21 protein-coding genes are annotated in these 16440 nt (G+C 37.3%); 9 read left to right on the top strand and 12 right to left on the bottom strand.

The genetic code is table 11. From position 1 onward, the window contains the following. Positions 1-113 precede the first annotated feature (113 nt). Positions 114-437, top strand: a complete 324-nt coding sequence (locus ACT53H_RS00270) for a hypothetical protein (protein ID WP_174730119.1) — start codon at positions 114-116, stop codon at positions 435-437. Between the two features lie 47 nt (positions 438-484). Here the strand turns inward: ACT53H_RS00270 and grxD are convergent, their stop codons facing one another. Further along, a complete protein-coding gene (gene grxD / locus ACT53H_RS00265) occupies positions 485-826 on the bottom strand; it encodes a Grx4 family monothiol glutaredoxin (RefSeq protein ID WP_004791933.1) in 342 nt (113 codons plus the stop codon). Between the two features lie 227 nt (positions 827-1053). Between grxD and ACT53H_RS00260 the strand changes: the two genes are divergently transcribed. Beyond that, positions 1054-2262: an aspartate aminotransferase family protein gene (locus tag ACT53H_RS00260; RefSeq protein WP_174730117.1), complete on the top strand. Its 1209-nt coding sequence runs from the start codon at positions 1054-1056 to the stop codon at positions 2260-2262. Positions 2263-2313: 51 nt separating this feature from the next. Here the strand turns inward: ACT53H_RS00260 and ACT53H_RS00255 are convergent, their stop codons facing one another. From ACT53H_RS00255 to ACT53H_RS00245, 3 genes are all read right to left on the bottom strand, one after another. After that, positions 2314-2745, bottom strand: a complete 432-nt coding sequence (locus ACT53H_RS00255) for a CBS domain-containing protein (protein ID WP_004791938.1) — start codon at positions 2743-2745, stop codon at positions 2314-2316. Between the two features lie 143 nt (positions 2746-2888). Beyond that, positions 2889-3263, bottom strand: a complete 375-nt coding sequence (locus ACT53H_RS00250) for a DUF2750 domain-containing protein (RefSeq protein WP_004791939.1) — start codon at positions 3261-3263, stop codon at positions 2889-2891. A 338-nt stretch (positions 3264-3601) separates the two neighbouring features. After that, the gene (locus ACT53H_RS00245) at positions 3602-3835 is read right to left on the bottom strand and encodes an SEL1-like repeat protein (protein ID WP_002121063.1); all 234 of its coding nucleotides are present in this window, start codon (positions 3833-3835) and stop codon (positions 3602-3604) included. A gap of 216 nt (positions 3836-4051) precedes the next feature. Here ACT53H_RS00245 and ACT53H_RS00240 point away from each other — a divergent pair, with 216 nt between their 5' ends. From ACT53H_RS00240 to ACT53H_RS00215, 6 genes are all read left to right on the top strand, one after another. Next, entirely contained in the window at positions 4052-4411 is a 360-nt protein-coding gene (locus ACT53H_RS00240) for a hypothetical protein (protein ID WP_004791942.1), read from the top strand. Positions 4412-4515: 104 nt separating this feature from the next. Continuing rightward, entirely contained in the window at positions 4516-4842 is a 327-nt protein-coding gene (locus ACT53H_RS00235) for a hypothetical protein (RefSeq protein ID WP_005306180.1), read from the top strand. Between the two features lie 120 nt (positions 4843-4962). Continuing rightward, complete coding sequence (ftsY, locus tag ACT53H_RS00230) at positions 4963-6075, top strand: signal recognition particle-docking protein FtsY (protein ID WP_004791946.1); 1113 nt, start codon at positions 4963-4965, stop codon at positions 6073-6075. Between the two features lie 187 nt (positions 6076-6262). Then, positions 6263-6859 carry a nitroreductase family protein gene (locus tag ACT53H_RS00225; protein WP_004791948.1) on the top strand — a complete coding sequence of 199 codons (597 nt, stop codon included), beginning with the start codon at positions 6263-6265 and terminating at the stop codon, positions 6857-6859. A 221-nt stretch (positions 6860-7080) separates the two neighbouring features. Continuing rightward, positions 7081-7752, top strand: a complete 672-nt coding sequence (locus ACT53H_RS00220; protein ID WP_476008332.1) for a YccT family protein — start codon at positions 7081-7083, stop codon at positions 7750-7752. A 79-nt stretch (positions 7753-7831) separates the two neighbouring features. Beyond that, positions 7832-8356, top strand: coding sequence for a GNAT family N-acetyltransferase (locus ACT53H_RS00215; protein WP_353156017.1), 525 nt, complete (start codon positions 7832-7834; stop codon positions 8354-8356). A gap of 12 nt (positions 8357-8368) precedes the next feature. Here ACT53H_RS00215 and ACT53H_RS00210 read toward each other — a convergent pair whose 3' ends face one another. The 8 genes from ACT53H_RS00210 to ACT53H_RS00175 form a co-directional block, all read right to left on the bottom strand. Next, a complete protein-coding gene (locus ACT53H_RS00210) occupies positions 8369-8668 on the bottom strand; it encodes a cyd operon YbgE family protein (RefSeq protein WP_004791954.1) in 300 nt (99 codons plus the stop codon). After that, complete coding sequence (gene cydX / locus ACT53H_RS00205) at positions 8669-8770, bottom strand: cytochrome bd-I oxidase subunit CydX (RefSeq protein ID WP_002120988.1); 102 nt, start codon at positions 8768-8770, stop codon at positions 8669-8671. Between the two features lie 10 nt (positions 8771-8780). After that, positions 8781-9926 (bottom strand): cytochrome d ubiquinol oxidase subunit II, encoded by a 1146-nt coding sequence (gene cydB / locus ACT53H_RS00200; RefSeq protein ID WP_353156013.1) that lies wholly within the window; start codon positions 9924-9926, stop codon positions 8781-8783. Continuing rightward, complete coding sequence (locus ACT53H_RS00195; RefSeq protein ID WP_151962989.1) at positions 9923-11509, bottom strand: cytochrome ubiquinol oxidase subunit I; 1587 nt, start codon at positions 11507-11509, stop codon at positions 9923-9925. Before ACT53H_RS00195 ends, cydB begins: the two co-directional genes overlap by 4 nt. Beyond that, positions 11509-11703, bottom strand: coding sequence for a cytochrome oxidase putative small subunit CydP (gene cydP, locus ACT53H_RS00190; protein ID WP_003652097.1), 195 nt, complete (start codon positions 11701-11703; stop codon positions 11509-11511). The genes ACT53H_RS00195 and cydP overlap by 1 nt, the downstream gene beginning before the upstream one ends. Positions 11704-12081: 378 nt before the next feature. Further along, a complete protein-coding gene (locus ACT53H_RS00185) occupies positions 12082-12690 on the bottom strand; it encodes an OB-fold-containig protein (protein ID WP_005306154.1) in 609 nt (202 codons plus the stop codon). Between the two features lie 25 nt (positions 12691-12715). Continuing rightward, positions 12716-13024 carry a Rieske (2Fe-2S) protein gene (locus ACT53H_RS00180; RefSeq protein WP_003652095.1) on the bottom strand — a complete coding sequence of 103 codons (309 nt, stop codon included), beginning with the start codon at positions 13022-13024 and terminating at the stop codon, positions 12716-12718. 16 nt (positions 13025-13040) lie between these two features. Further along, positions 13041-14045 (bottom strand): adenosine kinase, encoded by a 1005-nt coding sequence (locus tag ACT53H_RS00175; RefSeq protein WP_107880808.1) that lies wholly within the window; start codon positions 14043-14045, stop codon positions 13041-13043. Between the two features lie 237 nt (positions 14046-14282). On the opposite strand from ACT53H_RS00175, the gene ACT53H_RS00170 reads away from it, so the two are divergent. Beyond that, a complete protein-coding gene (locus ACT53H_RS00170) occupies positions 14283-16373 on the top strand; it encodes a TonB-dependent receptor (RefSeq protein WP_476008331.1) in 2091 nt (696 codons plus the stop codon). Positions 16374-16440: the final 67 nt, after the last annotated feature.

Raw genomic sequence — 16440 nt, 5'->3', positions numbered from 1 at the left:
TATTGTAATTACGTTGTGTGTTTAATGTATGTATAAAAAAGGATTTATAGGTTATCTATAGAACTATTTATCAATCTCTTCTACACTATATTTTTTTCTACTTTTCAAATCTAATGCCTTATCAATTGATAGAACTTAACGATGCCTCTACAAATATTGAATGTCCATTTTGCAAACAAGCGATAATTGACTGGGCACAAGAGCAATATGTTCAACCATGTGAACATACTTTATTTATTGCCATGGATTTGGGCTTTGAATTTGTTGCAGATCGATTTGAAGAGTGCATGAACCAGAGCGTGGATGACTTACACGAAGATCCAAATATGAATATTTTTGAAGCTTTGACTACAACAGCTTATGAAAATTTGATTGTTTTAAAATCTGATTTAGGTGTAGAAGGTTTATTCCGCTATGTTGGGGTAAGCGATCTTTAAAATTAAGAGCATAAAAAAGCCAATCTATTGATTGGCTTTTTTATTATTTACGCTTCTGGTGCAGCGCTATATTGTTCAACTAATGGTTTTAATTCACCATTTTGGAACATTTCTAGCATAATATCGCTACCGCCAATAAGTTCGCCATTTACCCAAAGTTGCGGGAATGTAGGCCAATTCGCAATTGCTGGTAACATTGCACGAATATCAGGATTTTCCAGAATATTTACATATGCAAATGGACGACCAATTTGACTGAGCGCCTCTACAGCACGTGCAGAGAAACCACATTGTGGAAACTGTGGAGTGCCTTTCATGTAAAGTAAAACGGGATGCTTCGCAATTTGATCGCGGATTAACGCTTCAGTATCACGTGCTTGTTCAGTCATAAATAGATCCTCAACTAATCTAGCAGCATTATAGGGGGTGTTTATGTTGCTTTGCAAACCACCTTAATGCTTAAAGTTGCATTGAATATTCAATATTTTATTGTATAAACCGAAGTGATAGCGAAAAGCAGACGAAATTTTAGATAAATGATTGATGAGACTTTTCATCAGAGCCAGTTTTTGTTTATATAAACCCTTCTAAAAACCTCATACAGACAGAGTTCGTTATGACTGATATTACCCTAGCTCCAATACAACCTGATCAACCATCTCACTTAATGGCTACTTATGGTCGCCAAGCGATCAGTTTTGTACGAGGCCGAGGGGCATATCTATATACTGAAGATGGTACGGAATATCTAGATGCTTTAACTGGTATTGCTGTATGTGGTTTAGGTCATGCACACCCAGTTATTGCAGAAGCAATTTCAGAACAAGCTGCAACACTTGTGCATACAAGTAATCTATTTGAAATTCCTTGGCAAACTGCTGCTGCTCAGAAGCTTGCAGAAGTTTCTGGTATGGAAGAAATCTTCTTTTCAAATAGCGGTGCTGAGTCAAATGAAGGTGCGATTAAGATTGCTCGTAAATTTGGTACTCAACAAGGCGTGCGTTTACCAAAGATTATTGTGGCAGAACAATCTTTTCATGGTCGTACTTTAGCAACACTTTCAGCAACTGGTAATAAGAAAGTACAAGATGGTTTTGCTCCTTTAACCAATGATTTTATTCGTGTGCCATTTGGTGATGTAGAGGCAATTCAAGAAGCTGCATTGCAGCACCCAGATATTGTTGCAATTTTGATTGAGCCAATTCAAGGTGAGGGTGGTATTAATACTGCTCCTCAAGGCTTTAGCTATCTTGAAGAAGTCCGTAATATTTGTAATCAGCACAACTGGCTAATGATGTTAGATGAAATTCAAACAGGTAATGGCCGTACTGGTAAATATTTTGCATATCAGCATACCAATATCGTGCCTGATGTTTTGACGACTGCGAAAGGACTTGGAAATGGTTTTCCAGTTGGAGCAGTAATGACACAAGGTAAAGCTGTTGGTTTATTAGGACCTGGTAGTCATGGTTCTACCTATGGCGGTACTGTATTAGGTTCTCGTGTGGTTTATACAGTAATTGACACAATTCAAAAAGAAAATGCTGTAGAAAATGCGGCAGTAGTAGGACGTTATATTGTTGATCAACTTCGCACACAGTTAGCTGACAAGAATGTTCAGGTGCGTGGTTTTGGTATGATGATTGGTATTCAATTACCTAAAGACTGTGCTGAACTCGTTGCCATTGCTCGTGATCAACACAAGCTTATTATCAACGTTACAGCAGGTTCAGTGGTTCGCCTCTTACCACCTATTAATATGACTCAGGCACAGGCTGATGACTTATTAGAGCGTTTAGTCGCTTTGATTAATAATTATCTTTAAGTTTCAGTATTAAAAATGGGCATCTATATGCCCATTTTTTATTTCGAATGATTAACCAGAAATATACTGCTTTAACTGTTCAATTAAATTTTTCTGGTCTTCCATTGCTGCTTTTACCAAGTCACCAATAGAGATAAAACCAACTAATTTTTCATTGTCCAATACAGGTAAGTGACGTAAGTGGCGATCTGTCATAAGCTGTAAACACTCTTCAACTGTGTTGTTTAGACTTACTGTAAGCACCTTAGATGTCATAATTTCAGCAACTGTAGTGCTATATGAAGAACGTTCCATCAGTGTCACTTTTCGCGTGTAGTCACGTTCAGATAAAATTCCGACAACTTTTTCACCTTCGGCTACCACTAACGCACCAATTCCTTTATCAGCCATGATCTTAATCGCTTCAAGGACAGTGGCTTCAGGAGAAATTGTAAAAATATCTTGCTCTGATTTGTTTTTGATTACTTGTGCAACGATTGTCATTTCTTCTGTCCTGTGTTTTATCATTTTGTTTTAAATTAGCCTGATTTTATAAAAATGCAAAGACTTGGTAGTCATTCAAATACAAGTTTTACACTCAAGCGTTCAAAAAGCATTCTAATAGAGGTTAAGAACCTAAAGAAACTTTAGGCTCCTTGCCAGTGCGGATGTTTAAAAAAGAAATGTTGCATTTGTTGGGTAGATAATTTCAACTTGCGATGAGAAGAATTAAACAAAGCTGGTGTAACGTTGAGTCGAGTTAAGGTTGGTAATAAAGACTCGTGAAAATCTTTAGGAGTAATTCTTCTTGGTTTGTAATGTGGCCAATGTTCTTTAGCGTAGCGATGAGCTTGCAATCCATTGAGCCAGAAGGGAAAAATAAAGTCTTCTTGATCTGATTTAATTGCCCAGCCCTGATGAAATAATCCCCAGAGAACTCCGCAATACATCATCGTTCTTAAAATATAAATTTTAATCATCAAGTCTTTTGAAACCGGTTGCAGATTGCTTAAACTATTCATTGTCAAATTAATGGTTCTTAACTTATCTTGCTTATTATAGAAAAATCAGATGACATTTCAGTTTAAACACGTATCAAATCGTAAACAAATATTCCCAGCTATAAAAATGTCATATGAGAACGTCAATATGATTAAGGCGTTGACATTAGCGTTAGACAAACGAAGTGCGTAGCAAATTATATTTAGAATGCTTTTTACAGGCGTAAAAAAACGCCACCTGAGCAAGACAAAGCGATTAAAGCTTTGACGAAGCGCAAGACAAACGAAGGGCGTAGCGAATTATATTTATAAAATATTTTTTTACAGGCATAAAAAAACGCCACCTAAGTGACGTCTCTTTATGCTTGCATTGTGGCTAACTTCTGCCAATATTGTGCTTTAAGTGAGTCACGTTCAACACGGAAACCTTGATAATACAATTCTGCTAAGAATAGAGCGGCTTTACCGTGCCCAGCGCGAGCAACTTCTTCTAACTGTGCAACTGCATCTTGGAAATTCATTTGAGAGTGAATTGTGTTTACTGCAGTTGCATATACATGTTCTAAATCATGATGAGAGATACGTTGAATCATTGAAAACTCCTTATTGTAATTATGATTACTTTTTTCTAAAGGCTGATGCCTTTAAATTAATTTAACTTAGAATTATTAAACTAATATTACAAATTGATGGATTTGTCAACTATTTGTCATTTCGTTTAGTTCACTATTAGGATACATGATTAAACATTATTCACAAATAATTTTGATTAAAATCAATATGAGAATAAAAGACAAGGAGAATAAAATATGACAAATACAATCGACGGCTTTGTTTTTGACACGCCTCCTAAAGAGGAACAAATCATAGAACTGGCCCATTATCACCGTAAATTATTAGATGAAGCTATCTTTCATGAGGAAATCCATTTAGGGGATTACTGTCTAGCACAGCGTAAAAGGGTGTTTGATTTTGCTGGTCATTTGGAACCCGCCCAAAAAAACTGGTTTTATCAAGTTTATGATGGGGAGCTTCGAAAAATTGCTGATGAAGACGAATTGCATCCAGCAGATGCAGAAGAAGGGTTAAGTATTTTTGCTATGTTTTTAGTCTTGGTGATTATTGCGGCAATTTTATACTTTTCCGTCATTCGTTCACTAATAAGTTAAGCATACTCATACTATCCAGTAAGGTATGATTATTAACCTTACTGGATGTTTGATCTTGTACTTATGAGTATTGAACCCTACACTACACTAATTCGAGGTAGGTCATGCTCATATTCAAACAAAATTTTCTTAAATTAAAGTCTGAGTTAAAAGTTGATCAATGTTTTAACCTGTTTGTGGTTATTGTCATTGGCTGTATTTTTGTGCTGTCATATTTAGCATTACTTCGGCCTATTAGTCCGGATCAATATCAACGAATTATACAACTTTCTCATCAGGCTACTTATCCAAGAACTCAAGACATGGCTGAGTTGCTTATAGCTCAGTCAGAAATTCATCGGGCAGATTATTTAAAGTTGATGCATGCGTACCAATTTGAGGGTGCTCATATTAAGCAATATCCAGCACTCGCTCAGGAAGATACCCAGTAATTGGATTAATCAGGCTAAATCTTGGTTTCCAAAGCTTTTTAAGCACTATTGTGGCAGGCAAAATTTTGAATTTATGCTAAACTTTATCTTTTTAAACGCGCTGCTTTTCAAGGAATCCGCATGGAGCAACAATCGAATATGCAAAATAAATTCTTGATAGATGCTGAGATCGGTGATGACGATGTCACATTACCTAATTTACCTGCTATCGATGTTCCCATCGTTGAATCTCCTGTTAAATCGCAAGAAAATATTGAAGCAGCCAAAGTTGAATTAGCTTCTACAGAAACTGCGGTTGAACAACCAAAAACTGGTTTTTTTGGCCGGATGAAAGAAGGTTTAACCAAAACTCGTCGTAATTTCGCTGATGGTATGGTTAATATCTTGATTGGCGGAAAAGAAATTGACGATGAGTTACTCGAAGAAGTAGAAGAGCAATTATTAGTTGCAGATATTGGTGTTGAAGCTACTAAAACGATCATTACCAATTTAACAGAGCGTACGGCTCGTGGTGATTTGATCTATTCCCACTCTCTATATAAAGCGTTACAAGAAGAGTTGGTTGCTTTGCTGGCCCCACGTGTTAAACCTTTGCATATTGATCCTAACAAATCGCCTTATGTGATTTTAATGGTTGGGGTAAATGGTGTTGGTAAAACTACAACTATTGGTAAATTAGCGAAACGTTTGCAAGGTGAAGGTAAAAAAGTGATGTTGGCTGCTGGGGATACGTTCCGTGCCGCAGCGACAGAACAATTACAGATCTGGGGTGAGCGTAACGATATCTCTGTGGTAGCTCAAGGTCACGGAGCTGATAGTGCTTCTGTTATTTTTGATGCTTTTGAAAGTGCTCGTGCTAAAGGAATTGACGTATTAATCGCAGATACGGCAGGTCGTTTACATAATAAGAGTAACTTGATGGAAGAACTCAAAAAAGTTAAACGTGTGATGCAAAAAATTGATGCAACTGCACCTCATGAAATTATGTTGGTAGTAGATGCTGGCACAGGGCAAAACGCGATTAACCAAGTGCAAGAGTTTGACCAAGCTGTGGGTTTAACTGGTATCACAATTACCAAACTGGATGGGACTGCGAAAGGTGGCGTGCTCTTTAATATTGCAAGTCGTACTCATGTGCCAATTCGTTTTATTGGTGTTGGTGAAAAAATTGATGATTTAAGACCATTCTCGGCTAAATCATTTGTTGCTGCGCTGTTTGAAACTGATAAGTAAAACCGTTGCTAGCATTCAAAAGCTTCACTAAATGTGAAGCTTTTTTTATATATATATCTTTTTTTATTGTTGCGAAAATAAAACGAACTGTCATATTTTTAATGCTGATTATGAAAAATGACTTTAATACACTGTATTCATTCCCAAACAACGGCCCTTGGTCAAGCAATAGGTAGGAAATAACAAAATGTCTACTTTCTTAGATAAAATTAAAAATCGTCGTACTATTTATGCAATTGGTAAAAATGTTGCATTAGATCGCACTAAAATTGAAGAAACAATTCGTGAAGCGGTTAAACATAGTCCATCATCATTCAACTCACAATCTTCACGTGTGGTGACACTATACGGTGAATCACATGCTAAATTCTGGAATTTAGTTCGTGAAGCATTACGTAAAATTGTTCCTGCAGACTCTTTTGCTGGTACAAATGCAAAAATTGATAGCTTTGTTGCTGGCGTTGGTACGGTTTTATTTTATGAAGACCAAGCTGTTATTAAAAGCTTACAAGAGCAATTTGAATTATATGCAGACAACTTCCCAGTTTGGTCTGAGCATTCAACTGCAATTGCACAGTTTGCGACTTGGACAGCACTTTCAGAGCTTGGTTTAGGTGCTTCTTTACAGCACTATAACCCGATTGTTGATGCTGATGCTGCTGAAGCATTTGATGTGCCAGCAAATTGGAAATTACGTGCTCAATTGGTATTTGGTTCAGTGGAAGCGCCAGCAGGCGAAAAAGCATTTATTAATGATGCTGATCGTTTCAAAACTTTCAACTAATTGAAAGTTAAAAAAGAGTACCTACTTAGGTACTCTTTTTTTTTATGTGTTTTTTGAATTAATAAAAAGGTTAAACCAACGGAAATTGATAAAATTCAAATGTATATTTAATAATAATAAATCGAAAAATTAGCGGATCACTGCACTGTCATAAAATAGTCACAATCATATTGCATATTGCTCATGATTTCATAGCTTATCAAATATAGAGAAAGAGACAGATGACTTTAAGATTAGGTGTTGCTGCAATAAGTTTATTACTCAGTAGTTCGGTATTTTCAGCAGTTACAATTACAGCGCCAGAGGAAATTGTAATCCTTGCGGTGAATGGTCAAGAAGTCAATTCTGGGTTATTTCGTTCATCTAAAAATAATTATAAAGTTGATGCAGGGGAAACGAGCTTAAGTGTGCGCTATCAAGAATACTTTGAGCATTTAAATGGTGAACATGACATTATTAAATCTGGAGTAGTTACGATTCAAACTCCAGCACTCCAAGATGGGCAAACTTATAAGCTCGCAATGGTAGATGCACCAAAACAATTTGAACAAGCTAAGAAATATGCGGAGCAGCCAACAGTGGCTTTGTATAGTGCAAATAATGAATTAATCGTAAAACAAACTGGTGCAAACAATGAAGCAAAACCATGGTTTGCAACTGGCTTGTTGGGTAAAGTAACCGACTTTACAACTAAATCAACTAAACCACAGCCTGAAGCAGTGTATGCATCGGCTAAACCTACTTCCGCTCAAGTTGTTGTGCCAACTGCAACATCTATGGCATTAACAGGTGGAGCACAAACGAATGATCAACGTCTAGTGGAAACTTGGCAGAAGGCTTCTAAAGCTGAGCGTCAAAAATTCATGGCATGGTTAGCTGAACAATCGAATTAAATTAATTGCTATTTAAAATAAAGCCGATTTAATATCGGCTTTATTTTTAGAATTTTTATAAATAGCCTAAGTGTACTTTATGAATAATTTAAAATTTCGTTTATCTTCATTTGCCGATATTCCACAACTTGTAGATTTAATTAATAAGTCTTATCGGGAACAGCTGGGTCGAAGTTGGACAACAGAGCTCGAGTGGGTAAAAGGACTACGTATTACAGAGCATCAATTAGAAGAACAACTGCAACTTAGGAATTCAAAATTATTGGTAGCGGAAACTGAATTTTCTAAAATTATTGCGTGTGTAGGGCTTACATTTGAAAATAGTCAGGTTGAGATTGGAACATTCTGTACGGATCCTCAAGTCCAAAATATGCGAGTGGGTCGGTCTGTTTTAGAATATGCAGAGCAATATGCATTGAAAGAAGGTCCACATCTGACTAACGCCGTAATGCATGTACTAGATGTCCGTTCTGAATTGATCGCTTATTATGAAAGACGTGGATATGTGAAAACGGGTAATGAACAGCCATATCCAGTTGAGGCAAATGTAGGCATGCCAAGGGTGCCTATTAAGTTGGTTGAAATGAAAAAAGACCTCATTTGAGGTCTTTTTGATTTAGGTTAGAAACCAGATGTAATAGCCTAAAAGCATGAGAGGCCAAGCCACCCATGGGCTAAATAGCCATTTCCATAGCCAGAAGTTGGGGACGAAACCTACTCCGTAAATAAATCCACCAGAAATACCAATCATCACCAGCATAAGCTGGCTATGATTGTAATGTCCGTTAGCATCTAGCATGAGTGAAGGGTAAACCAACAAAATTGCAGCAAGAGGCAATGCCAACAGAAAAGAAAGGGCCATTGCAAATGCTTGAGCTTTTCGATGATTTGATGCTGTCATTGCTTTTGCCATCATTTATTCCTCATCTAAATCTTGATGATGTTCGATATAAAGCGCGCTGAGTACGCCCGCAAAACATGCCATCAAAATGCCTAGGATCCATGCGAAATACCACATTGACTTCTCCTTAATACAAGCTATGCGAGTTTGACTCGATATGTTTGTTAGTGATGACTCCCCACATTTTGTAATAAGACCAACTGGTATAGATCAAAATAAGAGGAACAAATATGCAGGCTGCGACAGTCATAACGCCTAAAGTAAGGTGACTTGATACAGCATCCCACATCGTCAAACTAGAGTTAGGATTGATACTAGATGGAAGTAAGAACGGGAATAGGGCAAAACCAGCAGTTAAAATTGCCCCTACAATCATTAAACTTGTGCCAGTAAAACTTAAGCCCGCTTTTGCTTTTGAAGATGAGAAAATTGCAATGATTGCACCTAAGATTGCCAGAACTGGGGCAACTTTAGTAATTGGATAAGTGCGGTAATTATTCATCCAACCTGGATTGCTATTAGTCACCACTTCTTTAGCTAAAGGGTTAAGCGCAGCATTTGAATCTATGGCAACAGCATAGCTATAACCTGGCACTTGTCCGAAATAGAGCCATGCTCCAATCACAAGGAAGCAAATTAAAAATACAATTGCCATAATTTGAGTAGCTTTGGCAGAGCGTTGTTTTAAAGCTTCATCTGTACGCAACATGAGCCATGCACCACCATGCGCACAAAGCATAGATAGACTCACAACACCGCAAACTAGAGCAAATGGATTGAGAAGGGCAAAAAAGCTACCTGAATATTCAGAGCGTAATGTGTCATCTAAACTAAAAGGAATGCCTAAGAATAAATTGCCAAATGCCACACCAAATACAAGTGCTGGAACGGCACCGCCAATGCAAAGGCCCCAATCCCAAGAATTACGCCATTTTGTATTATCTAGTTTAGAGCGATAATCGAAACCGACCGGTCTTAGGAAGAGTGCGAATAAAACTAACAATAGTGCCCAGTACATGCCAGAAAAGGCAACTGAATAGACCATTGGCCAAGCAGCAAATAGTGCACCGCCCGCCGTAATAAACCAGACCTGGTTCCCATCCCAGTGTGGCGCAATCGTGTTGATTGCAGCACGGCGTTCGCTATCGGTTTTTCCAACGAAAGGCATGAGAGCCATAGAACCCATATCAAAGCCATCAGTCAGAGCGAAGCCGATCAGAAGTACGCCAACTAACACCCACCAAATGATTTTTAATAATTCATATTCAATCATGATAAGGCCTCCCCATTAACAGCTGCTTTTGGTTCTTGCTTTTCAAAATGATATTTGCCAGTGTGCAGAGAACTTGGCCCTAAACGAGCAAACTTGATCATTAAATACATTTCAATAATTAAAAGAGCTGTATAGAACGCTGCTAACGCAAGAATTGAACCCCATACATCACCAGTACTTAAACTAGAAGTAGACAGATGGGTTGGTAAGATTTCACCAATAGACCATGGTTGACGACCGCCTTCAGCTACATACCAACCAGTTTGTGCAGCAATCCAAGGAAGCGGCAGCGCAAACAATGCGTATTTAAGTAACCAAGGTTTATTTTCAGCATTTCTTTTTGCTACAGCCCAAGTCGCTAAAATGAAAAGTAATAGCATTAAGAAGCCAGAGGCAACCATTGCGCGGAAAGAGAAAAATAGCGCTGTAACATTTGGAACAGTATCTTTTACAGCAGCTTTAATATTTTGCTCGCTTGCATCAACTACATTTGGTGCATATTTCTTAAGAAGTAGGCCATAACCTAGATCTTTTTGATTTTTCTCAAATGACGCTAATAACTCAGGTGAGCGATTGCCTGCACGTAATTTTTCAAGTTCAGCATAGGCAAGCATACCGTTACGAATACGAACTTCATGCTGTTGCATAAGGTCTTTAAGACCAGTAACTTCTTTAGTTGTTGAGCGAGTTGCAATTAAACCTAAGGCATATGGAATTTTAACTGCATAATCTGTCCGCATCTCTTCATGATTTGGTACGCCAAACAAGGTAAACGGAGCAGGAGCAGGGTGAGTATCCCATTCGGCTTCTATCGCAGCGAGTTTAGTTTTTTGAACATCCCCTAACTCATAACCAGATTCATCGCCTAACAAAATTACTGAAAGTGTAGATGCAAGACCAAAAATCGCAGCTATTGCAAATGAACGACGTGCGAAAGGTAGATCACGTTTTTTAAGCAAGTAGTAACTTGAGATAGCAAGTACAAAAATTGCACCAGTTACATAACCCGCAGATACAGTGTGGACGAATTTAACCTGAGCTACAGGGTTAAAGATAAGCGCGCCGAAATCAACTAATTCCATACGCATCGTTTCAAAGTTAAATGCGGCACCTACTGGGTTTTGCATCCAACCATTCGCCACTAAAATCCAGAGCGCTGACATGTTGGAACCTAGAGCGACTAACCATGTTACGCCTAGATGCTGAACTTTAGTTAACCGGTCCCATCCAAAGAAAAATAGACCAATAAATGTCGACTCAAGGAAGAACGCCATAAGGCCTTCAATTGCTAATGGTGCACCGAAAATATCACCTACATAGTGTGAGTAATAAGCCCAGTTTGTTCCAAACTGGAACTCCATTGTTAAGCCAGTCGTAACCCCTAAAGCAAAGTTAATACCAAATAATTTTCCCCAAAATTTAGTCATATCTTTGTAAATTTCTTTACCAGAAATGACATAGGTGGTTTCCATGATGGCAAGGATAAATGCCAAACCTAAAGTTAAAGGGACGAAAAGAAAGTGATACATTGCGGTCATTGCAAATTGAAACCGCGAAAGATCAACCACGCTTTCAGAAATCATCAACGTGTCTCCTTAATGTTGGAAATGTTATCGCCAGCAATATGCTCGGCGACCTGATTGTCGAAATTTTTGGGGATGGTGGGAGCATCAAACCAAATATGTTTAATCGTTAAAAGAAGCACTATTTTTATTATTAGAATAATAGTGATTTCTTTAATTAAGCGACTATTGAGATTTTGAAAATTAAGGCTCATTAATTAAACCTCATTTGATATTAATTTTATTATTAATCAAAATATAATAAAAATAAACATTAAATATATTTAAAATGAATATTTAAATTATTAACCTTTATAAAACAGGTACTTATTAATTTAAAATAAATAGCATACTAAAATAGTTTGAATTGATTATTAATTCCTACTAAAACACTTGTAAATAAAATTGTAAAGTTTATTAAAATAGTTTGTTTTAATTAAATACCAACTAAAATGGTTGAGTATAATATTTAGTAATCTTATCACTAACTAAATTAGTCGGAATAATAAATGATTAATTAAAAAGAGAATAATAAAATCAGGGCGTAATGAAGCCCGCAAAAAGTGATAGGAAACTACGAGAATAATTAAGAGTTAATCGGGTGCAAAAAGATCGTTGGATACAGAAATTTTCTTAGCTACATAATGGCTTTTATGTACTCTGACAAGAATAACTTGGGAGTATAATTCGAGTTCGCCGTATTCTGGTTCTACTTGAACGTAGTGGAGTTGACCAAATTCATCACGCACGCGGGCTTGGGCAGAAAATCCAGGTCTGGCATTACCACTGGAAATCGTCGCTAATCGCCCTAAAAGGTTATAGTTGGTATGAGTGAGCTTGGGCTTAATTACTTGGTCAAGGCAGTGGATCATGAACACAGTAAAAAATATTGCGATTACAAGAGCTGGGACGATTAAATAAAATGGGGAAATAAAATAATGCTGTATTGCGAAGAAAGAGAGTTGTAAAAAGTAGCCTGCATAACTGAAATTGATGAGTAAAAAAACGAAAATTAGAGCTTTAGAAAATTTAACATTAAGTAGCGGCGAATTAGAAAGCCAATCGGGCGCAATTTTTTTGAGTAATTGACTTGGACGGAGTCCAATATACATACCAATGGTTTCTACCACGCTGAGCAATATCAAAGCCACTACACTTAAGTGAAATGGCATAAGATAATAATTGAAAAAGAAATCAGCCATGGCAGAAACTCTAATGTTTATAGCTTCAGTCTACGATATAGATACCGCCATCTGAATGTACTTTAAGCTCAACTTTATTTAAAAAATCGCCTAAACATGGTCCAGAAATACATTCACCTGTTTCCACGGTAAATAAAGCACCATGAGTAGAGCATTGGATGTATTCTTGATCTTGATCAAGAAATTGATTTTCTAAATATTCAAGCTCAGTTTGCAAATGAGGGCATAGATTCTGATAAGCATAGAATGCGCCGTCACGTTGAGTAACGAAAATAGTTGTTCCTTGTAAAGTGTCAAAAGCTCTAGCTTCACGCTCAGGAACTTCCTCCGTCATACAGATCCTTTCCATTTCAAGCACATTCCTTCTGAAAATTTTCAAGAAGTTTAGCATAATCATTAATTGCTAAACGTGGACCAAATTGAGAAACAACTTCACTCGAAATTAAGACAGCTAACTGTGCAGCAGCATTTAAATCTTGATGATGGTTGAGGGCATAAAGGAATGCGCCTGCAAATGCATCGCCTGCACCATTTGTATCAACGGCTTCTACATGACGGCCTGCCACATGGAAATGTTGGGTAGGGTTAGAAACTAAAGCACCTTTAGCACTTTGTGTAATGACTACTGTATGATTTTTAAAACGTAATTGGGCAAGAGCATCTTCTACAGATGTTGTATTTGTATACATTAAGGCTTCTTGTTCATTACAAAATAGTAAATCTACGCCATCATCCATAAGTTCTTCCAAGCCTTCGCGAGCGTATTGCACCATTGCAGGATCTGAAAGAGATAGGGCAATTTTAACACCATTTGCTTTTGCAATTTCTCTTGCTTGTTTTACAGCTTTACGCGCTGTTTCACTTGTAGAAAGATAGCCTTCAATATAAAGCCATTTTGCTGTTTTTAATGGTTCAAAATCGATTTGATCTTGAGAGAGTTCAGCAGTGATACCTAAATAGGTGTGCATTGTACGTTCAGAGTCAGGGCTAATGAGTACCATGCAAGTACCTGTCACACCTTCACTGATCGATTTTGGAGTAGTCTTAATGCCAGCTTCATTTAGACCTTGCAGATAAATTGAACCTAAATCATCGTTACCCACACGGCAACCATAAAAAGCAGTTCCGCCTAATGCACTAAAGGCCACGGTCGTATTTGCTGCTGAACCGCCACTCGCTTGACCTTTGTAGTCTTGGTGCTGTCTTAACTCTGCATAAAGAGCGGATTGAGTGTCACCATCGGACAACTGCATTGTGCCTTTTTGCAAGCCTTGTTGATTTAGAAAATCATCAGACACTTTAAATTCTTGGTCGATTAATGCATTACCAATTGCAAAAAGATCTACAGTTGCCATATGTGTTGTCACAAATAAAAAAATCAGGTTGCTAAGTTTACACCATTGCTTGGATTTGCTGTAGTTTGTTGAATAAAATTCAGTTAATTCAGCGATTAATGGAAAATTATTGTTTGACTAAGCTATTGAAAAGTTACTTCTAATAAATATTATCAATTAATAATGATTCTTGCTAATATTTACAAATACAGTGTATTTCATTGAAACTTCGCATGAAATTTTTCGTAGCGAACTTACATGAAGCGTTCTATTTTATTTATTTCATCAGTTGGGGTTATGACGAGCCATGTATATGCCGTCGAGGCAGAGCAACAGGCTGTAACCAATCTTCCAACAATTTCAGTAAAAGCTGAAAAGGAACAAAGCTTAAAACAAGAAGTGGGACAAGCATCAACTGCAACGAAAGGACTTGTGCAATTAAAAGATGTTCCTCAAATCGTAAATGTGGTGCCTAAACAAGTTTTAAGAGAGCAGACTGTGACCTCTATGCAAGGTGCTTTGCAAAACGTTGCTGGTCTAAGCTTTAGTGTGGGTGATGGGCAACGTGATCAGGTCATGATTCGTGGTTTCTCTGCAATCACAGATAACTATGTAGATGGTATTCGTGACGATGCATTGTATTTTCGCGACATGTCGAATGTTGAGCGTATTGAAGTATTAAAAGGGCCTGCTTCTGTATTATATGGACGTGGTTCTGCGGGTGGATTAGTTAATAAAATTAATAAGAAACCAATGGATGAATCTTTGCGTGAAGTCAGTCTTATTGGCGGCACAACAGGGCAACGCCGTGCAGAAGTCGATGTGAATGAAAAAGTAGCAGAGAATGTTAAGGTTCGTTTAACTGGTGCAGTTGAAGATTCAGATGGCTATCGTGATCAGGCCTTTTTAAAACGCCAAGCGGTTGCTCCATCTTTACAATGGGATATTTCAGATAAGACGAAGCTTTTAATTCAGGCTGACTATTTGCATGATGACCGTTTAGCAGATCAAGGTTTTCCGACAGATCCAATTACAGGTAAACCAGTTAAAACAAACCCTAAAACTTTTTATGGTGCGTTAAACGGTAAAGAGGTTGGTGATGTTGATACTGAAATTTCAAGCCAAACCATAAGCTTAGATCATGAGTTTAACGATAATCTAAAATATCATGGCGCAGTTCGTCACTATAACTATTCATTAGACCGCCAGTATAGTGTTGATTCACATCCCGCTGATAAGTTACAAATTACTTTGACTCAAAATAAGCGTTTGCGTAATGAAGATGGCGTATATGTTCAGCAAGAATTAAGTAGTTTATTTAATACTGGTTTCTTAAAGCACAATACCTTAATTGGTGCGGAGTATAATAAGCAGCACAAAGATGAAATACTTTGGCAAGGTGCTAAAACCATAACCGATTTGTATAACCCTAAATTAGAATACTGGGCGCCGATTAATACAGGCTCAACAACTGCACGTAATAATAATAGTAATACCTTTGAAAACTACGGTATCTATTTACAAGATTTAATGACAGTTACAGATCAGCTGAAAGTTTTAGTTGGTCTACGCTATGATAATTTGTCACAAGATCGCAATGATAAAGTGAAGTCTCAAATATTAAACAGAACTGATAACACCTATTCTCCAAGAATCGGGGTGGTTTATCAGCCAGTAAGCAATATTTCACTCTACACTTCTTATAATCGATCTTTCCAGCCTTTAGCTGATTCATTTGTTTTATATAAAAATAGTGATGATTTGAGCCCAACAAAAACCGAAAATATTGAGGTCGGTGCGAAGTGGGATGTGAATGATCAATTGAATGTGACACTGGCTTTGTTTGAAATGAGCCAAACAAATATTCAAAATCAAGACTCTACAGATTCAACACTAGCAGTATTAGCAGGTGAGCAAAAAACCAAGGGTGTTGAGATTTCATTAACAGGTCAATTAACTGATCAATTAACAGTATTAGCTGGCTATTCGTATATGGATGGTAAGATTGAAAAATCTGCTATTGGACTGACAGGCAATCGTTCTGCGCTTACGCCAAATAACACTGTTAACTTATGGTTAAAATATCAAATAAATGATCATTGGTATGCGGCTGTAGGTGGTCGTGGTGAATCATCACGTTTTAGTGCGCCAGATAACAAAAACGTGTTAACAGGTTATGCTGTTGTAAATGCAGCATTAGGTTATCAAAGTGAACGTTACGATGTGAACTTCAACTTAAATAACCTGTTTGATCGCGATTACTTTGTTTCGGGACATAGCGGAGCCAATGATTCAAACATGATGGGCGATCCGCTAAATGCTCAAATTGCACTTCGTTATCGTTTTTAAGTAAAAGTTTTTCTAAAAGCTCATCAACTTGATGGGCTTTTTTATTTATTGGGTCGCATATTCATAG

The organism is Acinetobacter sp. DMC2 (assembly GCF_056314305.1).
Note: the sequence above shows the minus strand (reverse complement) of the source record. Positions and strands in the feature narration are given on the sequence as shown.